The sequence below is a fragment of the Mesohalobacter halotolerans genome, assembly GCF_006120725.1.
GTDB lineage: Bacteria > Bacteroidota > Bacteroidia > Flavobacteriales > Flavobacteriaceae > Psychroflexus > Psychroflexus halotolerans.
In genome coordinates, this window is the sequence record NZ_SWMU01000001.1 from 59,190 (window position 1) to 78,836 (window position 19,647).

Below are 19,647 nucleotides of genomic sequence, written 5' to 3' on the forward strand. Positions count from 1 at the left end.
CGACATTAAATCAAGACTTCTCAGGTTTTCAAAACCTGTGAGGCCTAAATGTGATAGGAAACCCTGAAGACTCCATTGAATATAAATCAAAGATAGTCAGACGATTTCATCTTTTTTTAATTCTAACAATTTTGAATTTATACCACCTGAAATCTTATAATAATTAAGTATTTTTGCACTTTAAATTAAATTTATGTCTACGCCACAAAAATCATTAAATTTTATTGAACAAATCATTGAAGAAGATCTGAAAAACAACTATTCTAAGGAACAGTTGCAGTTTCGTTTTCCGCCCGAACCTAATGGTTATCTGCACATTGGTCATGCCTCTTCGATTAGTCTTAATTTTGGGCTAGGGCTTAAATACAATGCGCCTGTAAATTTAAGATTTGACGATACCAATCCCACCAAAGAAGAAAGTGAATTTGTCGAAGCCATCAAGAGCGATGTCGAATGGCTCGGCTTTAAATGGGCAAAAGAATGTTATGCTTCCGATTATTTTCAACAACTCTATGATTGGGCCGTAGAAATGATCAAAAACGGTGATGCTTATGTAGACAGTCAAAGTTCAGAAGCCATTGCAGAACAAAAAGGTACTCCAACCCAAAAAGGAACTAATAGTCCTTACCGTGATCGTTCTGTTGAGGAGAACCTCAAATTGTTTGAAGCCATGAAAAATGGAGAAACTCCTGAAGGTAAAGATGTTCTGAGAGCCAAAATTAGCATGGGAGCCAAAAATATGTTGATGCGTGATCCGGTCATGTACCGCTGCCTTCATCAATCTCACCATCGCACAGGTTCCGATTGGAAAATTTATCCGATGTACGATTGGGCACACGGTCAATCTGATTATATTGAACAAGTTTCACATTCGTTCTGTACGCTCGAGTTTTTACCGCATCGAGAACTTTACAATTGGTTTGCTAAGAAAGTAAAAGAAGCCGATAAGCTCAAACCTAAACAACGCGAATTTGCTCGGAGAAACCTAAGCCATACCGTCGTCAGTAAACGAAAACTTTTAAAACTAATGGAAAAAGGTATTCTAGAATCTTGGGATGACCCGAGAATGCCAACCATTTCGGGAATGCGACGACGTGGCTACACTCCAGAATCTATCGTTAATTTTGCAGAATCTATTGGCATTGGTAAACGTGAAAATACAGTAAATTTTTCTCACTTAGAATTCTGTGTACGCGAAGATTTAAATAAAAAAGCACCTCGAGTGATGGGTGTTTTAGACCCATTAAAAGTCGTTATTACCAATTATCCTGAAGATAAAATTGAGATGTTGGATGCAGAAAACAATCCTGAAGACCAGAGCGCAGGAAGCCACAAAGTACCTTTTTCTCGGGAAATCTATATTGAAAAAGAAGACTTTAGAGAAGAAGCCAACCGAAAGTTTTTCAGATTGAAACTTGGCAAAGAAGTTCGTTTGAAAAATGCTTACATTATCAAAGCTGAAAGTTGCGTAAAAGATGATGATGGCAATATTACAGAAGTGCATTGCACCTATGATGAAAACTCTAGAAGCGGCAGTGGCACAGAAGCTTCAAAACGAAAAGTCAAAGGGACTTTGCATTGGGTTTCAATCCAGCATGCGGTAACTGCAAAAATTAATATTTACGATAGATTATTTATGGTTGAAAATCCAACTCAGGATAAAGAGGTTGATTTTCTGGAGCATATCAATCCCAATTCTCATCAGATTATTACCGGCTATTTAGAACCTTATTTAGCCAATGCTAAAGTTCAGGAGCGATACCAGTTTCAGCGTATAGGTTATTTCTGTGTTGATAAGACTTCAACCTCGGAACAACTTGTGTTCAATAAAACAGTTGGCTTAAGGGATTCATGGAAAGGATGAAGCTAATTGTATAAATTGAGAATTTGAAAATTTATATTTAGATAGTCAACTTGTTCTAAAGCATTAGTATTTACAATGAATACTAAAGTCTATTAGTCTATAGCCATACACAATTAGGATATTTGGTTAAAAAAATATTTCAACTTTTTCCTAATGTTTTGTTAGTATAATACATTCTAATTTTCAAGATTCAATAATTTGTATATTTGCAATAAAAATTGATATTATGTATCCACCAGAATTAGTAAAACCCATGAAAGATGAGTTGACAACTGTCGGCTTTACAGAGCTATTGTCATCCCAAGATGTAGATAAGGCTTTAACCCAAGACGGGACTGCTCTAGTCTTAGTCAATTCGGTTTGTGGTTGTGCCGCCGCCAATGCTAGACCAGGCGCTAGAATGGCGATAGAACATTCAAAAACACCAGACAACTTATATACTGTATTTGCCGGTGTTGATGCTGAAGCGACAGACAAAGCCCGAGCGCATATGGTCCCATTTCCACCAAGCTCACCTTCAATGGCCTTATTTAAAAACGGGGAATTGGTTCATATGCTAGAGCGTCATCATATCGAAGGACGTCCGGCCGAAATGATTGCTGACAATCTTAAGGCGGCTTTTGATGAGCACTGCTAGTTTATTAGAACTTAAAATTTCTAAAATCCTTTGTCTTTCAAGGCAAAGGATTTTTTGTATGAAATGAAAAAAATTATCGCTTACCCTTTTTCTATAATTTTCTATTTAGCTTTTGGCTTAGTCCTTGTTATTTTTCATGCTTATCAATTTATTGCGCATCGTGGGTTTGGGTATCAAGCCCATAAAATAAGTGTAGATTGGCTCAACTTTTTTATCATGCGTTGCCTTAATTTATTAGGAACGCGTATTTATTTTGAAAATCCTTATAAATTAAAGAATGATGTTCCACATATTATAGTAGCTAATCATCAAAGCATGTTTGATATTCCGCCATTGATTTGGTATCTCAGAAAAATTCATCCTAAATTTATTAGCAAAAAAGAGCTTGGCAAAGGCATCCCATCGGTATCCTATAATTTACGGCACGGCGGTTCGGTTTTAATTGACAGAAACGATCGTGAAAGTGCTGTCGAAGCGATTAAGGGATTTGGGGAATACCTCTGTAAAACTAATCGTACCGGTGTTATTTTTCCAGAAGGTACGAGAAGTCGCGACGGCAAATTGAAGCGCTTTTCTGAAAATGGTTTGAGAAATCTAATTGAAAACTGCCCCAGAGCAATTGTCATCCCAGTGAGTATTGATAATTCATGGCAACTTCAAAAATTTGGGATGTTCCCATTACCTATTGGTGTAAAGATTCGGTTTAAAGTTCACAAACCCATAGAAATAAAGTCACATAAATTTGATGAAATAATGGAGTATTCTAGAGGTGTAATAGTTAAAGAACTGTAGGTTGTTTTTGTCTAAAGTTATTAGAACTTCATTGACTTTTTAAATAAAAAATAAAAATTAACATATTTAGATTAGGAATTTTACTATAATTATTGTTTTAATTAAACTTAAAAATCAGACTATGAAACCAATACTTTACCTTTTATTTTTATACTGTGTTCCCATTACACTGTGTGCTCAAAACAGTCAAGAATCTACAGATTCTGAAAAAAGACTCGATACATTTACAGAAGCCAAAAGGCATGAACTTTCATTAGATGTTACTGCGGCCTTGACATTACCTGCTATTCAACCAAGATATGAATATGTTTTAGGAAGATATTCAGGTATAGGTGCTGATATTTTTATAGCCCTAGATAGTGATGAAGTTCAAACAGAAGAACTTGAAAAACTCTCAATCACGCCGTTTTATAGACAATATTTCTTTAGTAAAGAAGATTATGGCGCTAAAGGCTTTTATGCCGAAGGTTTTTTGAAAGCCTACACTTATGAAAGCGATGATTTTAATAATCAATTTGCAAATAACATTTCAGAAGACGAGACCTTTTTTGAAACTGCTTTAGGCGTGTCCATAGGTTGGAAATGGGTCAGTAATTCGGGCTTTATGATTGATTTAGGTTTGGGTATAGGCCGAAATCTTGGTTTTTCAGATGAACCTGATGAATTCAGACCAGATATTATGCCAAGAGGTGGAGTGCATTTTGGTTGGCGATTTTAAACCGTAAAAACCAAACCTATTATTAAGCGATAGTTTTACCATTGGGTGTATTTTCATCCGGATTGACAAACACTAATTCACCTTTTTTACTTTCGGTCATCAGAATCATGCCTTCGCTTAATGTTCCTCTTAATTTAATAGGTTTTAAATTAATAACGACACTCACTTGTTTACCAATAATATCTTCAGCCTTAAAATATTCAGCAATCCCTGAAACAATAGTGCGTTTCTCTAAGCCAATGTCAACCTTTAAGACCATCAACTTCTTGGTTTTTGGCATTTTTTCTGCTTCAGTGATAACTCCAGTTCTGATATCCAATTTGCTAAAATCTTCGAAAGTAATTTGTTCTTTTTGTGGCGTCAGATCTTGAGTGTTATTTTCGTTATCCATTTTACTTTGCTTCAATTTATCTAATTGTTTTTGAACTTGCTCATCTTCAATTTTTGAAAATAGTAAATCTGCTTTTTCTATAGTATGATTTGTCGGTAACAACACCTCTAACTCAGCAATATTTGACCAATTGAGTTTTTCAGCTAGCCTACCTAAACTTAAAATATGATTTAATTTTTTAGACGTATGTGGTAAAAAAGGCTCGCTTAATACAGCAAGTGCAGCAGATATTTGTAAAGCGACAAACATAATATTTTGGGTTCTGACTGGATCTGTTTTAAAGTGTTTCCATGGTTCTTCATCAGCTAAATACTTGTTGCCAAGTCTGGCCAGCTCCATCAATTTTTGTTGCGCTTCTCTAAAGCGGTACTTTTCAATAGATTGTCCAATTTTTTCTGGAAATGCTTTTACCGCCTTAAGCGTTTGATTATCTATTTCAAGTAAATTATTTGCATTTGGCACTTCTCCATCGTAATATTTGTGAGTTAACACAGCTACGCGATTGATGAAATTACCATAAATGGCTACAAGCTCATTGTTGTTTCTGGCTTGAAAATCGGCCCAAGTAAAGTCATTGTCTTTAGTTTCCGGTGCGTTGGCTGTCAAGACATAGCGCAAAACATCTTGTTGATTTGGAAAATCCTCTAAATATTCGTGTAACCAAACCGCCCAATTTTTTGATGTTGAGAGCTTTTGCCCTTCTAAATTTAAAAATTCGTTAGCTGGTACATTATCAGGTAGCTTAAAACTGCCTTCGGCTTTAAGCATGCAAGGGAAGATGATACAGTGAAATACAATATTATCTTTTCCGATAAAGTGTAGCAGTTTGGTATCTTCACTTTTCCAGTAATCTTCCCAATTTTTACCAACTTGTTTAGCCCAGTCTTTGGTCGCTGAAATATAGCCGATTGGTGCATCAAACCAAACGTAAAGCACTTTACCGTCGGCTTTATTTAAAGGCACCGGAATGCCCCAATCTAAGTCTCGAGTCACTGCTCTTGGACGTAAGCCTTCATCAATCCAAGACTTACACTGACCATAAACATTGGGTTTCCAGTCCTGTTTATGATCTTTTATAATCCATTCTTTTAAAAATTCATCATATTGATCAAGTGGTAAAAACCAGTGCTTTGTCGTTTTTAGCGTAGGTATATTTCCTGTAATAGCCGATTTTGGACTGGTCAAATCTGTGGCATTGAGTGAAGTTCCACAATTTTCACATTGATCACCATAGGCTTCTTCATGACCGCATTTGGGACAAGTTCCCGTCACAAAACGATCAGCTAAAAACTGTTGAGCTTCTTTATCGTAGAGTTGTTCGGTGGTTTGTTCTACAAATTTATTGTTATTGTATAAAGTCTTAAAAAAATCAGAAGCTGTATCTTTATGTGTCTTAGAAGTCGTTCTTCCATAATGATCAAAGGCGATACCAAATTCTTCAAAAGACGATTTTATCATATTGTGATAACGGTCAACAACATCTTGTGGAGAAACGCCTTCCTTTTTGGCTTTTATCGTGATTGGCACACCGTGCTCGTCACTACCACAAACAAAGAGCACATCTTTATTTTGTAATCTTAAATAGCGGGCATAAATATCTGCAGGCACATAAACACCGGCTAAATGGCCAATATGAATGGGTCCATTGGTATAAGGCAAAGCTGCAGTGATGGTATATCGTTTTGGTTTATCCATAGTAAAACTGTATTTCTGAATTTTTCAGAGAAAATGCAAAATTACATAAACTTAAATGGTTAAGGTCAAAATTTTGCATTTTAGCGTGATATACACTTGAAATAATTTCATATTAATGAAAAAAATATAATTATGAAAAAAATAAATTTATTTCTAATAAGCTATGCGTTAGTATTTTTCACAGTTTCTTGTTCTAGTGATGATGACGGAGATGTTTTGAATAATCCGGGGACGCTTTCAATAGGAGATACCGAAATACAACTTAAAGCCGGAGCTCTTGAAAACATTGAGAGTTTTAATGGCATTACCAATTTTAATTTAATATTGTTAGATTCTAATATTACAATTGTTCAGGGTCAACCTTTTCCGGAAAACAATGTGATAACGGCTATTAATTTTGAGTTATTTACAGACGCTTCACAAGATTTGGCGGAAGGTGTATATCTGCTTGATGACTCCTTTGAGATTACACCTCAAACCATAGGTTCAGTAGCTATACTTGAAAATGTTGATGTAAATTCAGAAACAGAAATTGACGAACCTCCGTTTTTTGTTGAGGGCAGTCTTGAAATTATCAGCAATGGTCCTCAGTATGAGATTGAATTTTCTGGAGTAGATAATTTGGGGCGAGATATCAACGGCAGTTACCAAGGCACCTTGACGGTTATTGAAGAATAATCTTAAGATATTGATGTGTTAAAACAAAAAAGGATATTCATTAATTTGAATATCCTTTTTTGTTGTAGTGTTTACTTTTGCTTCTAGGCCTCAAATGGCTCTACAGAAACATAAGATTTATCACCTTTAGATTTTTGAAATTTTACAATGCCATCAACTTTGGCATGTAAGGTATGATCTTTACTGGCGTAAACATTTTCACCTGGCCTGTGTGCTGTTCCACGCTGTCTAACGATAATGTTACCAGCTGTAGCAGGTTGACCACCAAATATTTTTACACCGAGTCGTTTCGATTCTGATTCTCTTCCGTTTTTGGAACTTCCAACGCCTTTCTTGTGTGCCATGGTTTTATGATTTAAAGTTTTTTATTGCTTCTATAAGCTCTGCTTTTTTAAGAGTTGAGTAGCCTTCTAGACCGATATCTTTAGCGTGAGCTTTTAATTCTGCTACCGTCATATCAGAAAGTTTGGCAGAAGCATCATCTTTTTTTGGAGTATCCTTTTTAGGTTGCTCTTTTTTGGCTTCAGCTTTTTTTGGTGCTGATTTAGACTTTGGTGCTGATTTTTTTTCAGCTTTCTTTTCTGTTTTTGCTTCTGCTTTAGATTCTGTTTTTTTAGCCCCTGAAGCGACAATACTCTCAATTTGTATCTCAGACAAAAATTGTCTGTGACCGTTTTTCTTTTTGTAACCTTTACGCCTTTTCTTTTTAAAGACAATGACTTTGTCACCTTTAAGGTGTCTTAAAATTTTAGCACTAACTTGAGCGCCTTTTATAGCCGGGGCGCCAACTTGTACTTTGCCATCGTTTTCTAGAAGAAGGACATTGTCAAAGTTGACTTTAGCACCTTCATCTTCTTGTAAACGATGAACAAAAACTTTTTGGTCTTTTGCAACTTTAAATTGCTGCCCTGCTATCTCTACAATTGCATACATAGCTTAATGATTTTGTTCAATTTTTAAGGATTGCAAATGTAAAGTAAGTTTTTAAGATATACAAACTTAATTTTTCGGGTTTTTATACAATTGCATTACCGTGAGTGTTAAAACGACTGCTGTTGCAAAACCCATGAGAGCTACTACAAAAATGAATGTCCCAATACCTACTTCAAAATTGTTATCCCAACTTGTCAACAAATTATTAATAAAACTTGGATTGAGTTCTGTCGCATAAATCGCCATAAAAATTGAAAAAATAATAGTAGCGACAAATCCTGCTGTGATACCGCAGGAAAAACCAGTAGAATATGTGTACTTTGGGCCATATTCTATACGTCTGTAGCGAATGCCTTCAAAAATACCAAAACCCGTAATTACACCATTAAATAAGCTATAAAAGGGATTTGTATGTAAATCGAATAATGATAAAAACAGAAAATAACCAATTAAAGAACCACTTATGGCTACACCAAATCGAAGAGGTAAAATAAATTTATTCATAAAATAGTATTTTTTACAAGCCGAAATTTAACATTTATAATTTAATAATTCGAAGTTTTCTAAATTCCTTAACCATTTAAGGTCAAATCAGGACTAAATCTAAATAAAAACATCTGAAGCTTTGTTGTATGCGGTTTCAAAACGCGTCATCTTTACGCCATGATCAACTTTTTTGGTATTAAAATATGACAAAAGTTTTTCGGTTGGCATATTTCCTGTTAAGTCGTCTTTTGCCATTGGGCATCCGCCAAATCCTTGAATAGCGCCATCAAATCTTCTGCAGCCCGATTGATAAGCCGCTTCAACTTTTTCATGCCATGTATGTGGTGTGGTGTGTAAATGGGCACCAAATTCTATATTAGGATATTTTGGGATGAGTTTTGAAAACAATTCTTTTATAATGCTTTTGTTTGAACTGCCAATGGTATCAGATAACGAAAGGATTTTGACCCCCAGACTAGAGAGTTTTTCTGTCCATTCAGCTACAATATCTGCATTCCAAGGATCGCCATAGGGGTTGCCAAAACCCATAGATAGGTAAGCTACAACCCTTTTATTTTGCTTATTTGCTAAATCAATTATACTTTTTAAAATTTCAATTGACTCTGAAATTGTTTTGTGTGTATTTCGCATTTGAAAATTTTCTGAGATCGAAAATGGATAGCCTAAATAATCGATTTCAATAAATTGACAAGCATCTTTAGCACCTCTCAAATTAGCTACGATAGCCAAAAGTTTGGATTGTGTTTCCGATAACTCAAGTTGCTTTAAGACTTCAGCGGTATCCTTCATTTGCGGAATCGCTTTAGGGGAAACAAAACTGCCAAAATCTATCGTATCGAACCCACAACTTAACAGGCTTTGTATGTATTTCACTTTTTCTTCTGTCGAGATGAAGGGTTTTATGCCTTGCATGGCATCTCTAGGACATTCAATAAGTTTGACTTTGGACATGCCTCAAATATACAATTAATGTCTTTTTGAAAACGCTTAATCGGGTATCATTTCATGTAATATATTCCAAAATTTTCTATGAAAAATTAAAGCCGACATTCCATCATTAGGTTTTTCTCCCATTCTCACAATAACTAGATGTTTACTTGGCACAACATCAATAATTTGACCATTTTTTCCGAGAGCAGATATCATATCTTGGGGTGCAGAAGGCACTAAATCCTGTTGAATAGTATTTGTCATAGTTGGTATTATTATTTCAGATTTCCCATTAAGCCACCACAAGTATCCATAAGATGGGTTTATAGATTGAGAGGTTGAGGTCATTTGTTCAAAATAATTTTTGTCTTTTAAAATGACTTGCTCATCCCAAATCCCTCTGTTTAAAATAAGCAAACCAAATCGAGCAGCACTTCTTGGTGTACTTAAATACAGGTTATTATTATTTTTAGTTAGCTTCCAAAACCCATCCGCCCCAATTTTAGAGATTATATTATCTTGGGTATATTGATTGATATTATGCCCGGATGCAGTTTCTAAAACTTGGCGTAAGAGCGTGTATGGCGCATTGTGGTAGTACCATTGCTTTCCGGGCATAGCTTTGAATTTTAAGCAATCAGCTGTTGTACAATTTTTATTGTTTACAGTATAATCCAACCCTGTTGTCATGGTTAATTGGTGCTTGATCTTAATGGCATCTTCTCTTTTTTGAGGCATCGAAGTCCATGAACCCAAATATTGACTGGTTGGGTCTTCTAGGCTTAAAAGCCCTTGCTGTTCAGCTATACCTATTAAACAAGCTGTTAAAGATTTGCCTGCTGATGCCCAATACCAATAAGAATGTTTGTCGAAATCAGCACCTCTAAAGTTTTTACCCCAATACTCCTCTATTAATATTTTCCCCTCTTTTAAAACGATAAACGCTCTTGTGTTTTCTTGCTCAAGAAGGTGATAGAGTTTGTCTTTTAAAGGTGTTTTCCAGCCTTCTGCTTCAAAATTTGTTGTTGCCCATTCCGCAGGTTCGTTTGGAGGAAAATAAGTTGCCGATGCTTTTTCCTGACTATTAATGTTTGTAACATTTAAAAGAAATAATAAATAAATGAATAGTCTCATGATATAGATTTTGAACTTAAAAATAATCTATGATTTAATAACTTTTTAAGACACAGCCCCGAAGCTTAAGAATAATAGACTAAAGCTAACTTTTTTGATGCTGAATACTCTTTAAATACTTTTAAAACTCAATTTTAAATAAATCTGCAGCAATACCATCTGATAAAAACTTAGCTTCTCTAGTAATATGAATATGATTTTGACGAATCTCTAATTGATTCAGGTCTAAATGCGATTGCGCCTGTAACATCAAATAATCCAAATAAGCTTCACCAAATTGTGTTTTGATGTCATCTATATTTACGCCCCATTTGGTCCTTAGTCTGGTCATAATATATTCATTGTAAAGATCGGTTTTGGTTAAATTTTCTGTAGTTTGAGGCAATTGATTATCATTGATGGCTTTGATGTATTTAAGGTTGTTTTTAATATTCCAAGTTCTTTTGTTTTTACCATCATAGCTATTGCCAGAAGGACCTATGCCAAGATAAGGTTTGCCTGTCCAATAATTGATATTGTTTTGTGAAAAATAACCTGGTTTGCCAAAATTTGAAAACTCATAATGTTCAAAGCCTCTTGAAGTCATAGTGTTGTATAAATGACCAAAATGAGCTGCCGCTTGTTCCTCATCAGGTTGCGCAATAATGTCTTTTTCTATAAATCTGTTAAGAGCGGTATTGGGCTCAACCGTTAAAGCATAGCACGACAAATGCGGAATGCCAAAATCAAGAGCAATCTCAAGGTTTTTTTGCCAACGCACCAAGTCCATATCAGGCATGCCATAAATCAAATCAATGGAGTAATTGTCAAAATACTGTTTTACTAGATTAATGCTGTTTTTGGCTTCTTCAACGTCATGCGCCCGATTCATAAGTTTTAAATCTTTTTCAAAAAAGGATTGCACGCCCAAACTCAACCTGTTGATGCCTTGAAATTTTAAGGTTTTGAGCAATTTATCTGTGATGTCGTCAGGATTGGCTTCTAAGGTAATCTCAGGATGATCTGCCACTTGATAATATTTGTAAATCGTTTTAAAAATTTGATCTAAATCTGTCTCTGATAATAGACTAGGCGTGCCTCCTCCAAAATAAATACATTCCAAAGAATTTTGAAACTCATCTTTTCGCAAAATCAATTCATTACAAATCGCCTCAACCATGTTATCTTTATGCTTAAGTGAGGTTGAAAAATGAAAATCACAATAATGACAAGCTTGTTTACAAAATGGAATATGAATGTAGATGCTGGCCATTTAATGTTTTAGATACAAAGTTAGCCTTATGTTACTCACAATGACGCAGAGATATGAATTTTTTTAGTTCTTATACAAATATTATTTCTGGACTCTTACTCCGGAAAAATTTATTTAAATTACGGTAAAACTTTGGGGCCAATAATATCTAACCATAGGATAAATCCTGATATTCCACCTATCAGTCCGCCGAGAATAAAAGTTAAACGTAATTTTTTGGGTACAACTTCAAATACAATATAAGCAGAGATTAGCAAGCCTAGCATGCCTAGTAGTATAGGTATTGTTCCAGGCCATAAGTTTAAATCTTTCGAAATAAAATACTCGTCACCGCCAAACCATTTGCCATCCGGAAATATTATTTCTTCGCCAATTGAGTGAACAAGATTAAATATCTCTCTTAACCAAAAAAGACTAAGAAAAACAGCAAGCCAATCCAATATTTTTAATCCGTTAATTTGAATAGTTTTCTTCCGAAGCCTTAAAATAATAAGCCCAATAATTCCAGTTAAAATTGTCTGCAGTGGACCACCAATAGATATAAATAAACTTTTATTATTTTTCTCATTTTCCTCATCCCAATAACGCTTTTCTAGTAACTTAATGTATTTATTTGCTTTTTCTTTAACCTCATCAGGTGTAGAATCATATTCTACATTAATATAGTTTTCACTTAAAGACTCTAAGGCTTTGAAATTGGGATCATCTAAATAGCCTTTGGGGTGAAAATTCATACTTCCGTAATGCAGGGTCGTATCATAACCATATATTTTAGCAATAGCAATGTGTCCGTATTCGTGACTTATAGTTCCAATAACTGTAAACAGTATAAATACTAATGTAAAACTTAAAAAGAATTTTATGTCTATTTTGATGTCCATGCAAAAGGCTTACAACTAAAATTTACATTTATAAATATAACTTTTGTAAGATAATATTTGCAGGCTTGCTTGACTATTTTAAGCGTTTTGAGTTTTGCTTGACAAATGAAGACCAACCTGAATAGGATTTTGAGCCTTGCAGTTTACCTTGGTTATAGAAATGACAGACGGCTGCGGCTAGGCCATCGGTAGAATCTAAGTTTTTAGGTAATGTTTTTATTTTAAGTAAGTTTTGCAACATGCCGGCGACTTGCTCTTTACTAGCGTTGCCATTGCCCGTAATGGCCATTTTGATCTTCTTCGGCGAATATTCTGTTATAGGTATTTGGCGAGATAAGCCTGCTGCCATCGCTGTGCCTTGAGCTCTACCCAATTTGAGCATAGATTGCACGTTTTTACCAAAAAATGGCGCTTCAATAGCGATATGATCGGGATGATAAGTTTCAATCAATTCAATACTGCGCTCAAAAATGAATCGCAATTTGGTGTAATGGTCGCTGTATTTTTTCAGGTTGAGTTCATTGAGTTGTAACAACTCCATGGTTTTCTCATGGGTTTTAATCACACCAAAACCCATAATTGTGGTTCCGGGATCAATGCCTAATATGATTTGTTCTGTGGGCAAGATGTTATAATTACTTTCACCACTAATGCACGAATGTTTATGAGATTATTCGTGTATTCGTGGCTATTTTTAGTTTAATTTGCGTATGCCAAAGATACAAGACAAAATAGGACATAAATTAATTTGGAGCTTAAAAATTTTTATGACGCTCATCGGTTTTGCACTTGTCATTTGGTTTGTGCAATCCTCAAAAACAGAATTTGACTTGTTATCCAACCACTGGCAAGCCCAGCCAATACTTACAGTTTGGGCAGTATTGATTTTGATTTTAGGATCTGTGTTAAATTGGTATGGTGAGATTAAAAAATGGCAAAAATTAGTAGGTTATATTTCTTTTTTAGAAGCTATTAAGCAGAGTTTAGTTGGGCATAGTTTATCCCTTTTTACAACAAACAAGTGGGGTGAATATGGCGGAAAATGTTTGTTTTGTGCTAAAGCACAATCTTCAAAAATTATCGCTTTAACTGGACTCGGGCATTTAAGTCAATTGATGATCACTTTGATTTTTGGGTTGCTTGGGCTTATTATGATTTACAATAAATTTGATTTATTTGAAGTATTAGAGTTAAAATGGTCTTGGTTGATATTATTATCATTAATTTTAATTGGAATTGCCATAAGTTTTAAAGTCGTAAGACAAAAACTTTTGTCGATTTGGCTTCAGTTTAAAAGTATAAAACAAGAGAAAACTACATCTGCTTTATTTTGGAGTGGTTTTCGGTATATTGTTTTTGCCCATCAATTTTTATTGTTGTTATGGTGTTTTGATGCAGATGTAGGTTATGTGTTGGGGTTAAGCTTAATCAGTTCAGTTTATATTTTGTCATCAATTGTGCCTGTTTTAGCCATAGGTGATGTCATGGTTAAAGGCAGTTTGGCTGTGATGTTGATGTCGTTCTTTGAGTTCCCGGTTTCGGCCGTTTTAATCACTGTATTTTTAATGTGGATTGGCAATGTTATTTTGCCGGCAGTGTTTGGTCTTCTGTGGCTATGGTCCTTGCAGCCAGCCTATTTAAAATCCAAAGTATGATTTTTTTTGGTCTGCTGATAGTTTTGATTTATTTGGCAGCAATGTTGTTTTATGCCTTTAAATTTAAAACCTTTAATACATCTCAAAGAGGCTCGATTGATGCCCAAACTCACTTTTCAATTTTAATTCCTTTTAGGAATGAAGCTGAAAATTTACCACAACTTTTAAAGTGTTTGAGTGAATTAAACTATCCGCAACATTTATTTCAAATTTTTCTTGTTGACGATCATTCTGAGGATGATTCCCATAACATTTGCTTAAAATACATTGAAAAATTAAGTTTAAAAAATGTTCGGGTTTTAGAGAACCAAAACTTAGCTACATCACCCAAAAAAAGTGCAATTCTAACAGCCCTGGAATATGTTAATACAGGTTATGTCGTGACGACAGATGCAGATTGTTTGCTGCCGGAGGATTGGCTATTATACTTCGATAATTGTATACAACAAACAAAGGCTGATTTAATCGCTGGGCCAGTGCGAATGATAGAAGAAAATTCATTTTGGCAAAAATTTCAAGTGTTAGATTTAATGAGTTTACAAGTAATTGGTCTAGGCAGCTTTAATGCTAAAACACCTCTGATGTGCAATGCCGCTAATTTGGCTTACAATGCTAAAACACTCAAGAGTTTAAATGCTTTTGAAAAGCATCAACAACACATCAGCGGTGATGATATTTTTACACTTGAAGCTATTCATAAAGCTGGGAAAATCGTAAAAGCAGTTGTTCATCTGGAGGCTACCATTTGGACAAAAGCACAACAGGATTTTAAAGAGTTGACTCAACAACGCATTCGCTGGGCTTCTAAGGCTAAACATTACCAAAGCCAAAAATTGATAGGACTCGGTGTATTAGTGTTTTTAACAAACTTGATTTTAGTTTTAAGCTTAGGTTTAGCGTTTGTCTTTGAGGGTTTTAAATTTTGGTTTTGGTTATTGTGGGTTTTGAAAATAACGACAGACTTTGTTGTATTGTATGTAGGAAAACAATTTTTTAAAACAGGGATGTGTTCTAAAGATTATCTATTGATGTTGCTCATTTATCCTTTTGCCAATGTTTATTTTGCGCTTTTATCTTTTGGAGGAAAATTCAATTGGAAAGGTAGAGCTTACAAAGTCTAGCACTACATTAACAATCAATATTTCCACCATGATCCCAATAATCAATAGTTTTTTTGATAAGCACTTCAAGTTGCGTTTCTGAAATATTAATGCTTTTTTTAATTCTGATACAGCCTTTTCCAATATCAAAATCTTTTAATAATTCTTCACCATTTTTAACTTTTTTAATCGTGCCTACATATATACTGACATAGTTCTTTTGAGCGTTGAGATGAAATATATTTTTAGCGTTTTTCCCAAAAGCTAGCATTTTATACTCGATATTTTCATTTAAGTCTGAACCGTGCTTTAAAATTAAGTCCCGAACCAATTGGAGTTTTTCTTTTCGCCAATCTGGCTCAAGATGTTTTAAATGTTCGACTGGGGTTTTGTCATTATATTGCATGATAAGATTACTTTGATTTTAAACTCAAAATAATTGGTAATTCTAAATTAACACTCACAGGTACACCGCGTTTTTGAGCCGGATAAATTTCAGGTGATTTATTAAAAATACGCTGAAATTCATGGCTTAAATCCATTTTAGAATAGAGTGAATCTAGTTTAATTTTTCCTGTTTTGTCAATTTTTAAAAAAAGAAGCAATGTATCTGTTTGAGCAATTTCGACTTCTATGGTGTCTATGTAAGGTTTGAGCCATTGATGTAAATGCTGTTCAAAGCAATTCTGCTGTATTCTTCTTGAAGCCGTCTCATCGCAGGTTTTGAATAAAGGAAAACGGTCAATTTGCTTAAAATCTATAGTTTGAAGTTGCTTATTCGCAATATCATTAGCATCTACTTTTTTAAAGTTGTCTTGCTTGCACGACCAAAAAATTGCGAGTACAAAAAAATAGACCAAAAGTTTCATAGTGTAAAAATAAGCATTCTCAGTAGAAATTAAATTAGGCAAATCGCTTTATGTATGATTTTGATGAATATTTTCGGATATTTGCACTCATAAATTGAGACTATGACCGAGGGTAATTTTGTAGATTATGTCAAAATACATATCAGATCTGGCAATGGTGGTAAAGGCTCTGCGCATTTGCGTCGGGAAAAATATATTCCAAAAGGTGGTCCAGACGGTGGTAATGGTGGTCGTGGTGGTCATGTCATTGTAAAAGCCAACAAAAACTTATGGACACTTTTTCACTTAAAGTTTAAACGTCACATTCGTGCTGAGCATGGTGGTAATGGTGGCAAACAAAACAGCACCGGGGCTGATGGTGAAGATCAAATCATTGAAGTCCCGCTCGGGACCGTGATTCGTGATACCGAAACCCAGAAGATCATCAAAGAGTTGACTGAAAATGGTCAGGAATATATTGCAGCAAAAGGCGGTCAGGGCGGTTTAGGGAATACGTATTATAAAAGCTCTACCAATCAAACACCGCGATACGCCCAAACTGGTATGGAAGGTGTAGAAAGAGACATTACTTTAGAGTTAAAAGTCTTGGCCGATGTGGGTCTGGTTGGATTTCCCAATGCCGGAAAATCGACATTACTTTCTGTCATCACTGCAGCAAAGCCGAAAATAGCCGATTATGAATTTACCACGCTCAAGCCCAATTTAGGTATTGTAAAATACAGGGACTTTAAAACCTTTGTCATTGCCGATATCCCGGGAATTATTGAAGGCGCTGCTGAAGGCAAAGGCCTTGGTCATCGGTTTTTAAGGCATATTGAAAGGAATTCCACATTACTTTTCCTCATTCCAGCTGATGCCAAAAATATCAAAAGAGAATACGATATTTTACTTGAAGAATTAAAACGCTACAACCCTGAATTGTTAGATAAAGATCGTTTAGTGGCCATCTCCAAAAGTGATATGCTCGATGAAGAATTGCAACAAGAAATGAATGCAGAACTCAAAAATGCTTTTAAAAATATTCCCTATCTATTTATTTCCTCAGTAGCTCAACAAGGTTTGCAAGATTTGAAAGATAGACTTTGGAGCATATTGAATAGTTAGGTTTTGTTGATAATTGGTAGTTGAAATTTTAAGGTTTGAAAAAATTAAATATGGTTTAATTTTTAAATCTTCAAGTTACCGAATCCTCAAATCTTTAAATATTCAAACTAAACCCACGCTTTCAATTCATCAAAATCTAAACCACCATAGTTGCCACTACTCATCAGCAACAACACGTGATTGTCAAAATGTTTGGCTTTAAGAAAAGCTTTAAAATCTTCAGCATTGGTATAAATACTCAGGTCTTCTCGGCTGAAAGCTTCTTGGATTTGATCTTTGGACAGCTCTGGCATCTGTTTGATTTCTATAGCTTTTTTAGAATAAAAAATCACAACCTCATCAGCTTTGTCTAACGTTTGATGATATTCTTTTAAAAAAGATGCTGTCAAACTGCTGTAAGTATGCAATTCAAAACATACCAATAGAGTTTTATCCGGAAATTGTTGTTTAACAGCCTTTGTGGTCGCGTCAACTTTTGATGGACTATGCGCATAATCTTTAAAGACTTGGCATCTAGGCGTGTTTATAATTTCTTCCAAGCGTTTTGAAGCCCCTTTAAAACTAGCAATAGCTTCATAAAAATCATCTTCATCAACGCCCATATGTTGGCAAATCCACTTAGCGCCGGCAATATTTTGCAGATTATGTTCACCAAAAACCTCAATAGGCATTGGGCCTTCATTGGTTTCAAGATAAGTCACACCATCTTCTATCTGATGTTCGGGAATGTGATAGGCGTGTTTACGTGTGGGTTTTGTTGTATTTAGAGCAATGTCTTTTAAAAGCTCATCGCCTTCATTATAAACTAAAGTGCTCCCATTGGTCATGGATTCTACAAAATCTTCAAATTGTTTTTTATACACATCAAAATCCGGAAAAACGTTAACATGATCCCAAGCAATCCCGCTAATCAATGCAATATTGGGTCGATACCATAAAAATTTAGGCTTGGGATCAATAGCAGAAGACAAATATTCATCGCCTTCAAGCAAAATAAAATCGTTTTCTTCGGTGAGATGCACCATATTATCGAAACCCTCAAGTTGAGCCCCAACCATAAAATCGGTGGGCTTTTCGTGATAATTCAAGACATGTAAAATCATAGAGGTTATCGTCGTTTTACCATGAGAACCGGCGATTACTACTCTGGTTTTCTTTTTTGAATGCTCGTATAAATATTCAGGATAGGAATAAATTTTTAGGCCTAACTCTTGAGCTTTCAACAATTCGGGATTGTCAGATTTAGCATGCATGCCGAGAATAATCAAGTCGATATCTGTTGTGATCTGGTCTGGATACCAGCCCATTTTATCAGGCAAAATATCCTGTTGATTTAATCTCGAATACGAAGGTTCAAAAATGTCATCATCACTGCCTGTTATGGTTTCGCCTTTGAGTTTTAGAGCAATAGCTAAATTGTGCATGGCGCTACCGCCAATAGCTATAAAATGAATATGCATAGTTGTAGAAATTGAACGACAAATATAAAGAATTAGAGTTGCTCTATACGTTTAAGCTCAGTTTTTGCTTGCATAGAATCTGGATTATACGATAAAGCCTGTTTTAAGCAGTATCTAGCTTCATCAATTTGACCAAGTTTTTGATGTAGTTTTGCTTTTACAATTAAGGCTTCATCTTTACTATATTTTGATGCGCTTTGATCATCAAGAAATGTATCAATTGTAATTATTGCTTCATCAATTCTTGAATTGGCTTTAAGAGCTATTTGAGAAAATCTAAATTGAAAATCTCTGTGATTTAGATTGACTATGGCTTCTTTGGTGGTCGTCAAGGCTTTATCATATTGCTTGTTTTTCATGTACAAATCAATTAGTTTGTTGTAACAAGTTAAAGAACCGCCAATTTTTACAGCTTGTTTATATTGTTTTTCCGCAGTATTAAAATCCTCTTCATAATCAGCTATTCTACCAAAAGCTAAGGCACCATCTACTGGACTGATTTTTTGAAGCTGTAACGCATAATTTTTAGATTTATCTACACTTCCACCAATAACACCGGGCAATTCTAAATACAGTTCGAGCAATGCCCATCTTACGTCTACGTGTTTAGGGTCAAGGTCAGCTGCTTTTTTGAGGTATTTTTTAACATCATCAAGCATCAATAGTGCAGTAAAATTATTAGAGTTTTTAGCTTTCAAACCCATTGTGCCGCCGTACTTAAAATTGTAATCGGGATTATTAGGTTGTTTTTCTACTAGATATTCAAAAACCTCTATAGCTTTATCCCATTCTTTTTGAGCGGCATAAGTATCACCCAAATATTCATAAGCTTTATAATTATTTGGGTTTTGATTGATGATGGCATTAAACTGAACTTCAGCTTTAGAGTAATTTTGATCATCAAAATTAGCAATAGCTTTATCTATCTGATTTTGTGCAGATAACATCAAAGGGAAACATATTATAATGAAATATATTTTTCTCATACCAACAAATATATTCAAAACCCTTGATTAGAATTTTTTTGAAATTAGTTTTAGCAATAGG

Annotated in this window: 21 protein-coding genes; 8 read left to right on the forward strand and 13 right to left on the reverse strand. The window is 34.8% G+C overall.

Annotated features, from left to right (window positions below; translation table 11 throughout):
* Positions 1-193 precede the first annotated feature (193 nt).
* From FCN74_RS00265 to FCN74_RS00280, 4 genes are all read left to right on the forward strand, one after another.
* Complete coding sequence (locus FCN74_RS00265) at positions 194-1,864, forward strand: glutamine--tRNA ligase/YqeY domain fusion protein (protein ID WP_138930599.1); 1,671 nt, start codon at positions 194-196, stop codon at positions 1,862-1,864.
* Positions 1,865-2,090: 226 nt separating this feature from the next.
* Positions 2,091-2,501 carry a BrxA/BrxB family bacilliredoxin gene (locus FCN74_RS00270; protein WP_138930600.1) on the forward strand — a complete coding sequence of 137 codons (411 nt, stop codon included), beginning with the start codon at positions 2,091-2,093 and terminating at the stop codon, positions 2,499-2,501.
* Positions 2,502-2,564: 63 nt separating this feature from the next.
* Entirely contained in the window at positions 2,565-3,293 is a 729-nt protein-coding gene (locus FCN74_RS00275; protein ID WP_138930601.1) for a lysophospholipid acyltransferase family protein, read from the forward strand.
* A gap of 121 nt (positions 3,294-3,414) precedes the next feature.
* Positions 3,415-4,011: a hypothetical protein gene (locus FCN74_RS00280; RefSeq protein ID WP_138930602.1), complete on the forward strand. Its 597-nt coding sequence runs from the start codon at positions 3,415-3,417 to the stop codon at positions 4,009-4,011.
* A gap of 22 nt (positions 4,012-4,033) precedes the next feature.
* Here the strand turns inward: FCN74_RS00280 and metG are convergent, their stop codons facing one another.
* Positions 4,034-6,097: a methionine--tRNA ligase gene (metG, locus tag FCN74_RS00285; protein ID WP_138930603.1), complete on the reverse strand. Its 2,064-nt coding sequence runs from the start codon at positions 6,095-6,097 to the stop codon at positions 4,034-4,036.
* A 132-nt stretch (positions 6,098-6,229) separates the two neighbouring features.
* Here metG and FCN74_RS00290 point away from each other — a divergent pair, with 132 nt between their 5' ends.
* Entirely contained in the window at positions 6,230-6,775 is a 546-nt protein-coding gene (locus FCN74_RS00290) for a hypothetical protein (protein ID WP_138930604.1), read from the forward strand.
* Between the two features lie 83 nt (positions 6,776-6,858).
* Here the strand turns inward: FCN74_RS00290 and rpmA are convergent, their stop codons facing one another.
* The 8 genes from rpmA to ruvC all read right to left on the reverse strand — a co-directional run bounded on the left by rpmA (position 6,859) and on the right by ruvC (position 13,037).
* The gene (rpmA, locus tag FCN74_RS00295; RefSeq protein ID WP_138930605.1) at positions 6,859-7,119 is read right to left on the reverse strand and encodes a 50S ribosomal protein L27; all 261 of its coding nucleotides are present in this window, start codon (positions 7,117-7,119) and stop codon (positions 6,859-6,861) included.
* A gap of 4 nt (positions 7,120-7,123) precedes the next feature.
* The gene (rplU, locus tag FCN74_RS00300; protein ID WP_138930606.1) at positions 7,124-7,708 is read right to left on the reverse strand and encodes a 50S ribosomal protein L21; all 585 of its coding nucleotides are present in this window, start codon (positions 7,706-7,708) and stop codon (positions 7,124-7,126) included.
* Between the two features lie 66 nt (positions 7,709-7,774).
* Complete coding sequence (locus FCN74_RS00305; RefSeq protein ID WP_138930607.1) at positions 7,775-8,212, reverse strand: DUF4199 domain-containing protein; 438 nt, start codon at positions 8,210-8,212, stop codon at positions 7,775-7,777.
* Between the two features lie 99 nt (positions 8,213-8,311).
* A complete protein-coding gene (locus tag FCN74_RS00310) occupies positions 8,312-9,166 on the reverse strand; it encodes a hydroxymethylglutaryl-CoA lyase (RefSeq protein ID WP_138930608.1) in 855 nt (284 codons plus the stop codon).
* Positions 9,167-9,202: 36 nt separating this feature from the next.
* Positions 9,203-10,279 (reverse strand): serine hydrolase domain-containing protein, encoded by a 1,077-nt coding sequence (locus FCN74_RS00315; RefSeq protein WP_138930609.1) that lies wholly within the window; start codon positions 10,277-10,279, stop codon positions 9,203-9,205.
* Between the two features lie 121 nt (positions 10,280-10,400).
* Positions 10,401-11,531 (reverse strand): radical SAM family heme chaperone HemW, encoded by a 1,131-nt coding sequence (gene hemW / locus FCN74_RS00320; protein WP_138930610.1) that lies wholly within the window; start codon positions 11,529-11,531, stop codon positions 10,401-10,403.
* Between the two features lie 119 nt (positions 11,532-11,650).
* On the reverse strand, positions 11,651-12,412 hold the full coding sequence (locus FCN74_RS00325) for a hypothetical protein (RefSeq protein ID WP_138930611.1): 762 nt from the start codon (positions 12,410-12,412) through the stop codon (positions 11,651-11,653).
* A 73-nt stretch (positions 12,413-12,485) separates the two neighbouring features.
* On the reverse strand, positions 12,486-13,037 hold the full coding sequence (gene ruvC / locus FCN74_RS00330) for a crossover junction endodeoxyribonuclease RuvC (protein WP_138930612.1): 552 nt from the start codon (positions 13,035-13,037) through the stop codon (positions 12,486-12,488).
* A gap of 85 nt (positions 13,038-13,122) precedes the next feature.
* Between ruvC and FCN74_RS00335 the strand changes: the two genes are divergently transcribed.
* Complete coding sequence (locus tag FCN74_RS00335; protein ID WP_138930613.1) at positions 13,123-14,067, forward strand: hypothetical protein; 945 nt, start codon at positions 13,123-13,125, stop codon at positions 14,065-14,067.
* On the forward strand, positions 14,064-15,188 hold the full coding sequence (locus FCN74_RS00340) for a glycosyltransferase (protein WP_171047069.1): 1,125 nt from the start codon (positions 14,064-14,066) through the stop codon (positions 15,186-15,188). Before FCN74_RS00335 ends, FCN74_RS00340 begins: the two co-directional genes overlap by 4 nt.
* A gap of 7 nt (positions 15,189-15,195) precedes the next feature.
* Here the strand turns inward: FCN74_RS00340 and FCN74_RS00345 are convergent, their stop codons facing one another.
* On the reverse strand, positions 15,196-15,573 hold the full coding sequence (locus tag FCN74_RS00345; RefSeq protein WP_138930615.1) for a DUF1801 domain-containing protein: 378 nt from the start codon (positions 15,571-15,573) through the stop codon (positions 15,196-15,198).
* Between the two features lie 7 nt (positions 15,574-15,580).
* Entirely contained in the window at positions 15,581-16,036 is a 456-nt protein-coding gene (locus tag FCN74_RS00350; protein WP_138930616.1) for a hypothetical protein, read from the reverse strand.
* Positions 16,037-16,138: 102 nt separating this feature from the next.
* Here FCN74_RS00350 and obgE point away from each other — a divergent pair, with 102 nt between their 5' ends.
* Complete coding sequence (obgE, locus tag FCN74_RS00355) at positions 16,139-17,140, forward strand: GTPase ObgE (protein WP_138930617.1); 1,002 nt, start codon at positions 16,139-16,141, stop codon at positions 17,138-17,140.
* A 107-nt stretch (positions 17,141-17,247) separates the two neighbouring features.
* Here obgE and FCN74_RS00360 read toward each other — a convergent pair whose 3' ends face one another.
* On the reverse strand, positions 17,248-18,600 hold the full coding sequence (locus FCN74_RS00360) for a UDP-N-acetylmuramate--L-alanine ligase (RefSeq protein ID WP_138930618.1): 1,353 nt from the start codon (positions 18,598-18,600) through the stop codon (positions 17,248-17,250).
* A 32-nt stretch (positions 18,601-18,632) separates the two neighbouring features.
* Positions 18,633-19,586: a tetratricopeptide repeat protein gene (locus FCN74_RS00365; protein ID WP_138930619.1), complete on the reverse strand. Its 954-nt coding sequence runs from the start codon at positions 19,584-19,586 to the stop codon at positions 18,633-18,635.
* Positions 19,587-19,647: the final 61 nt, after the last annotated feature.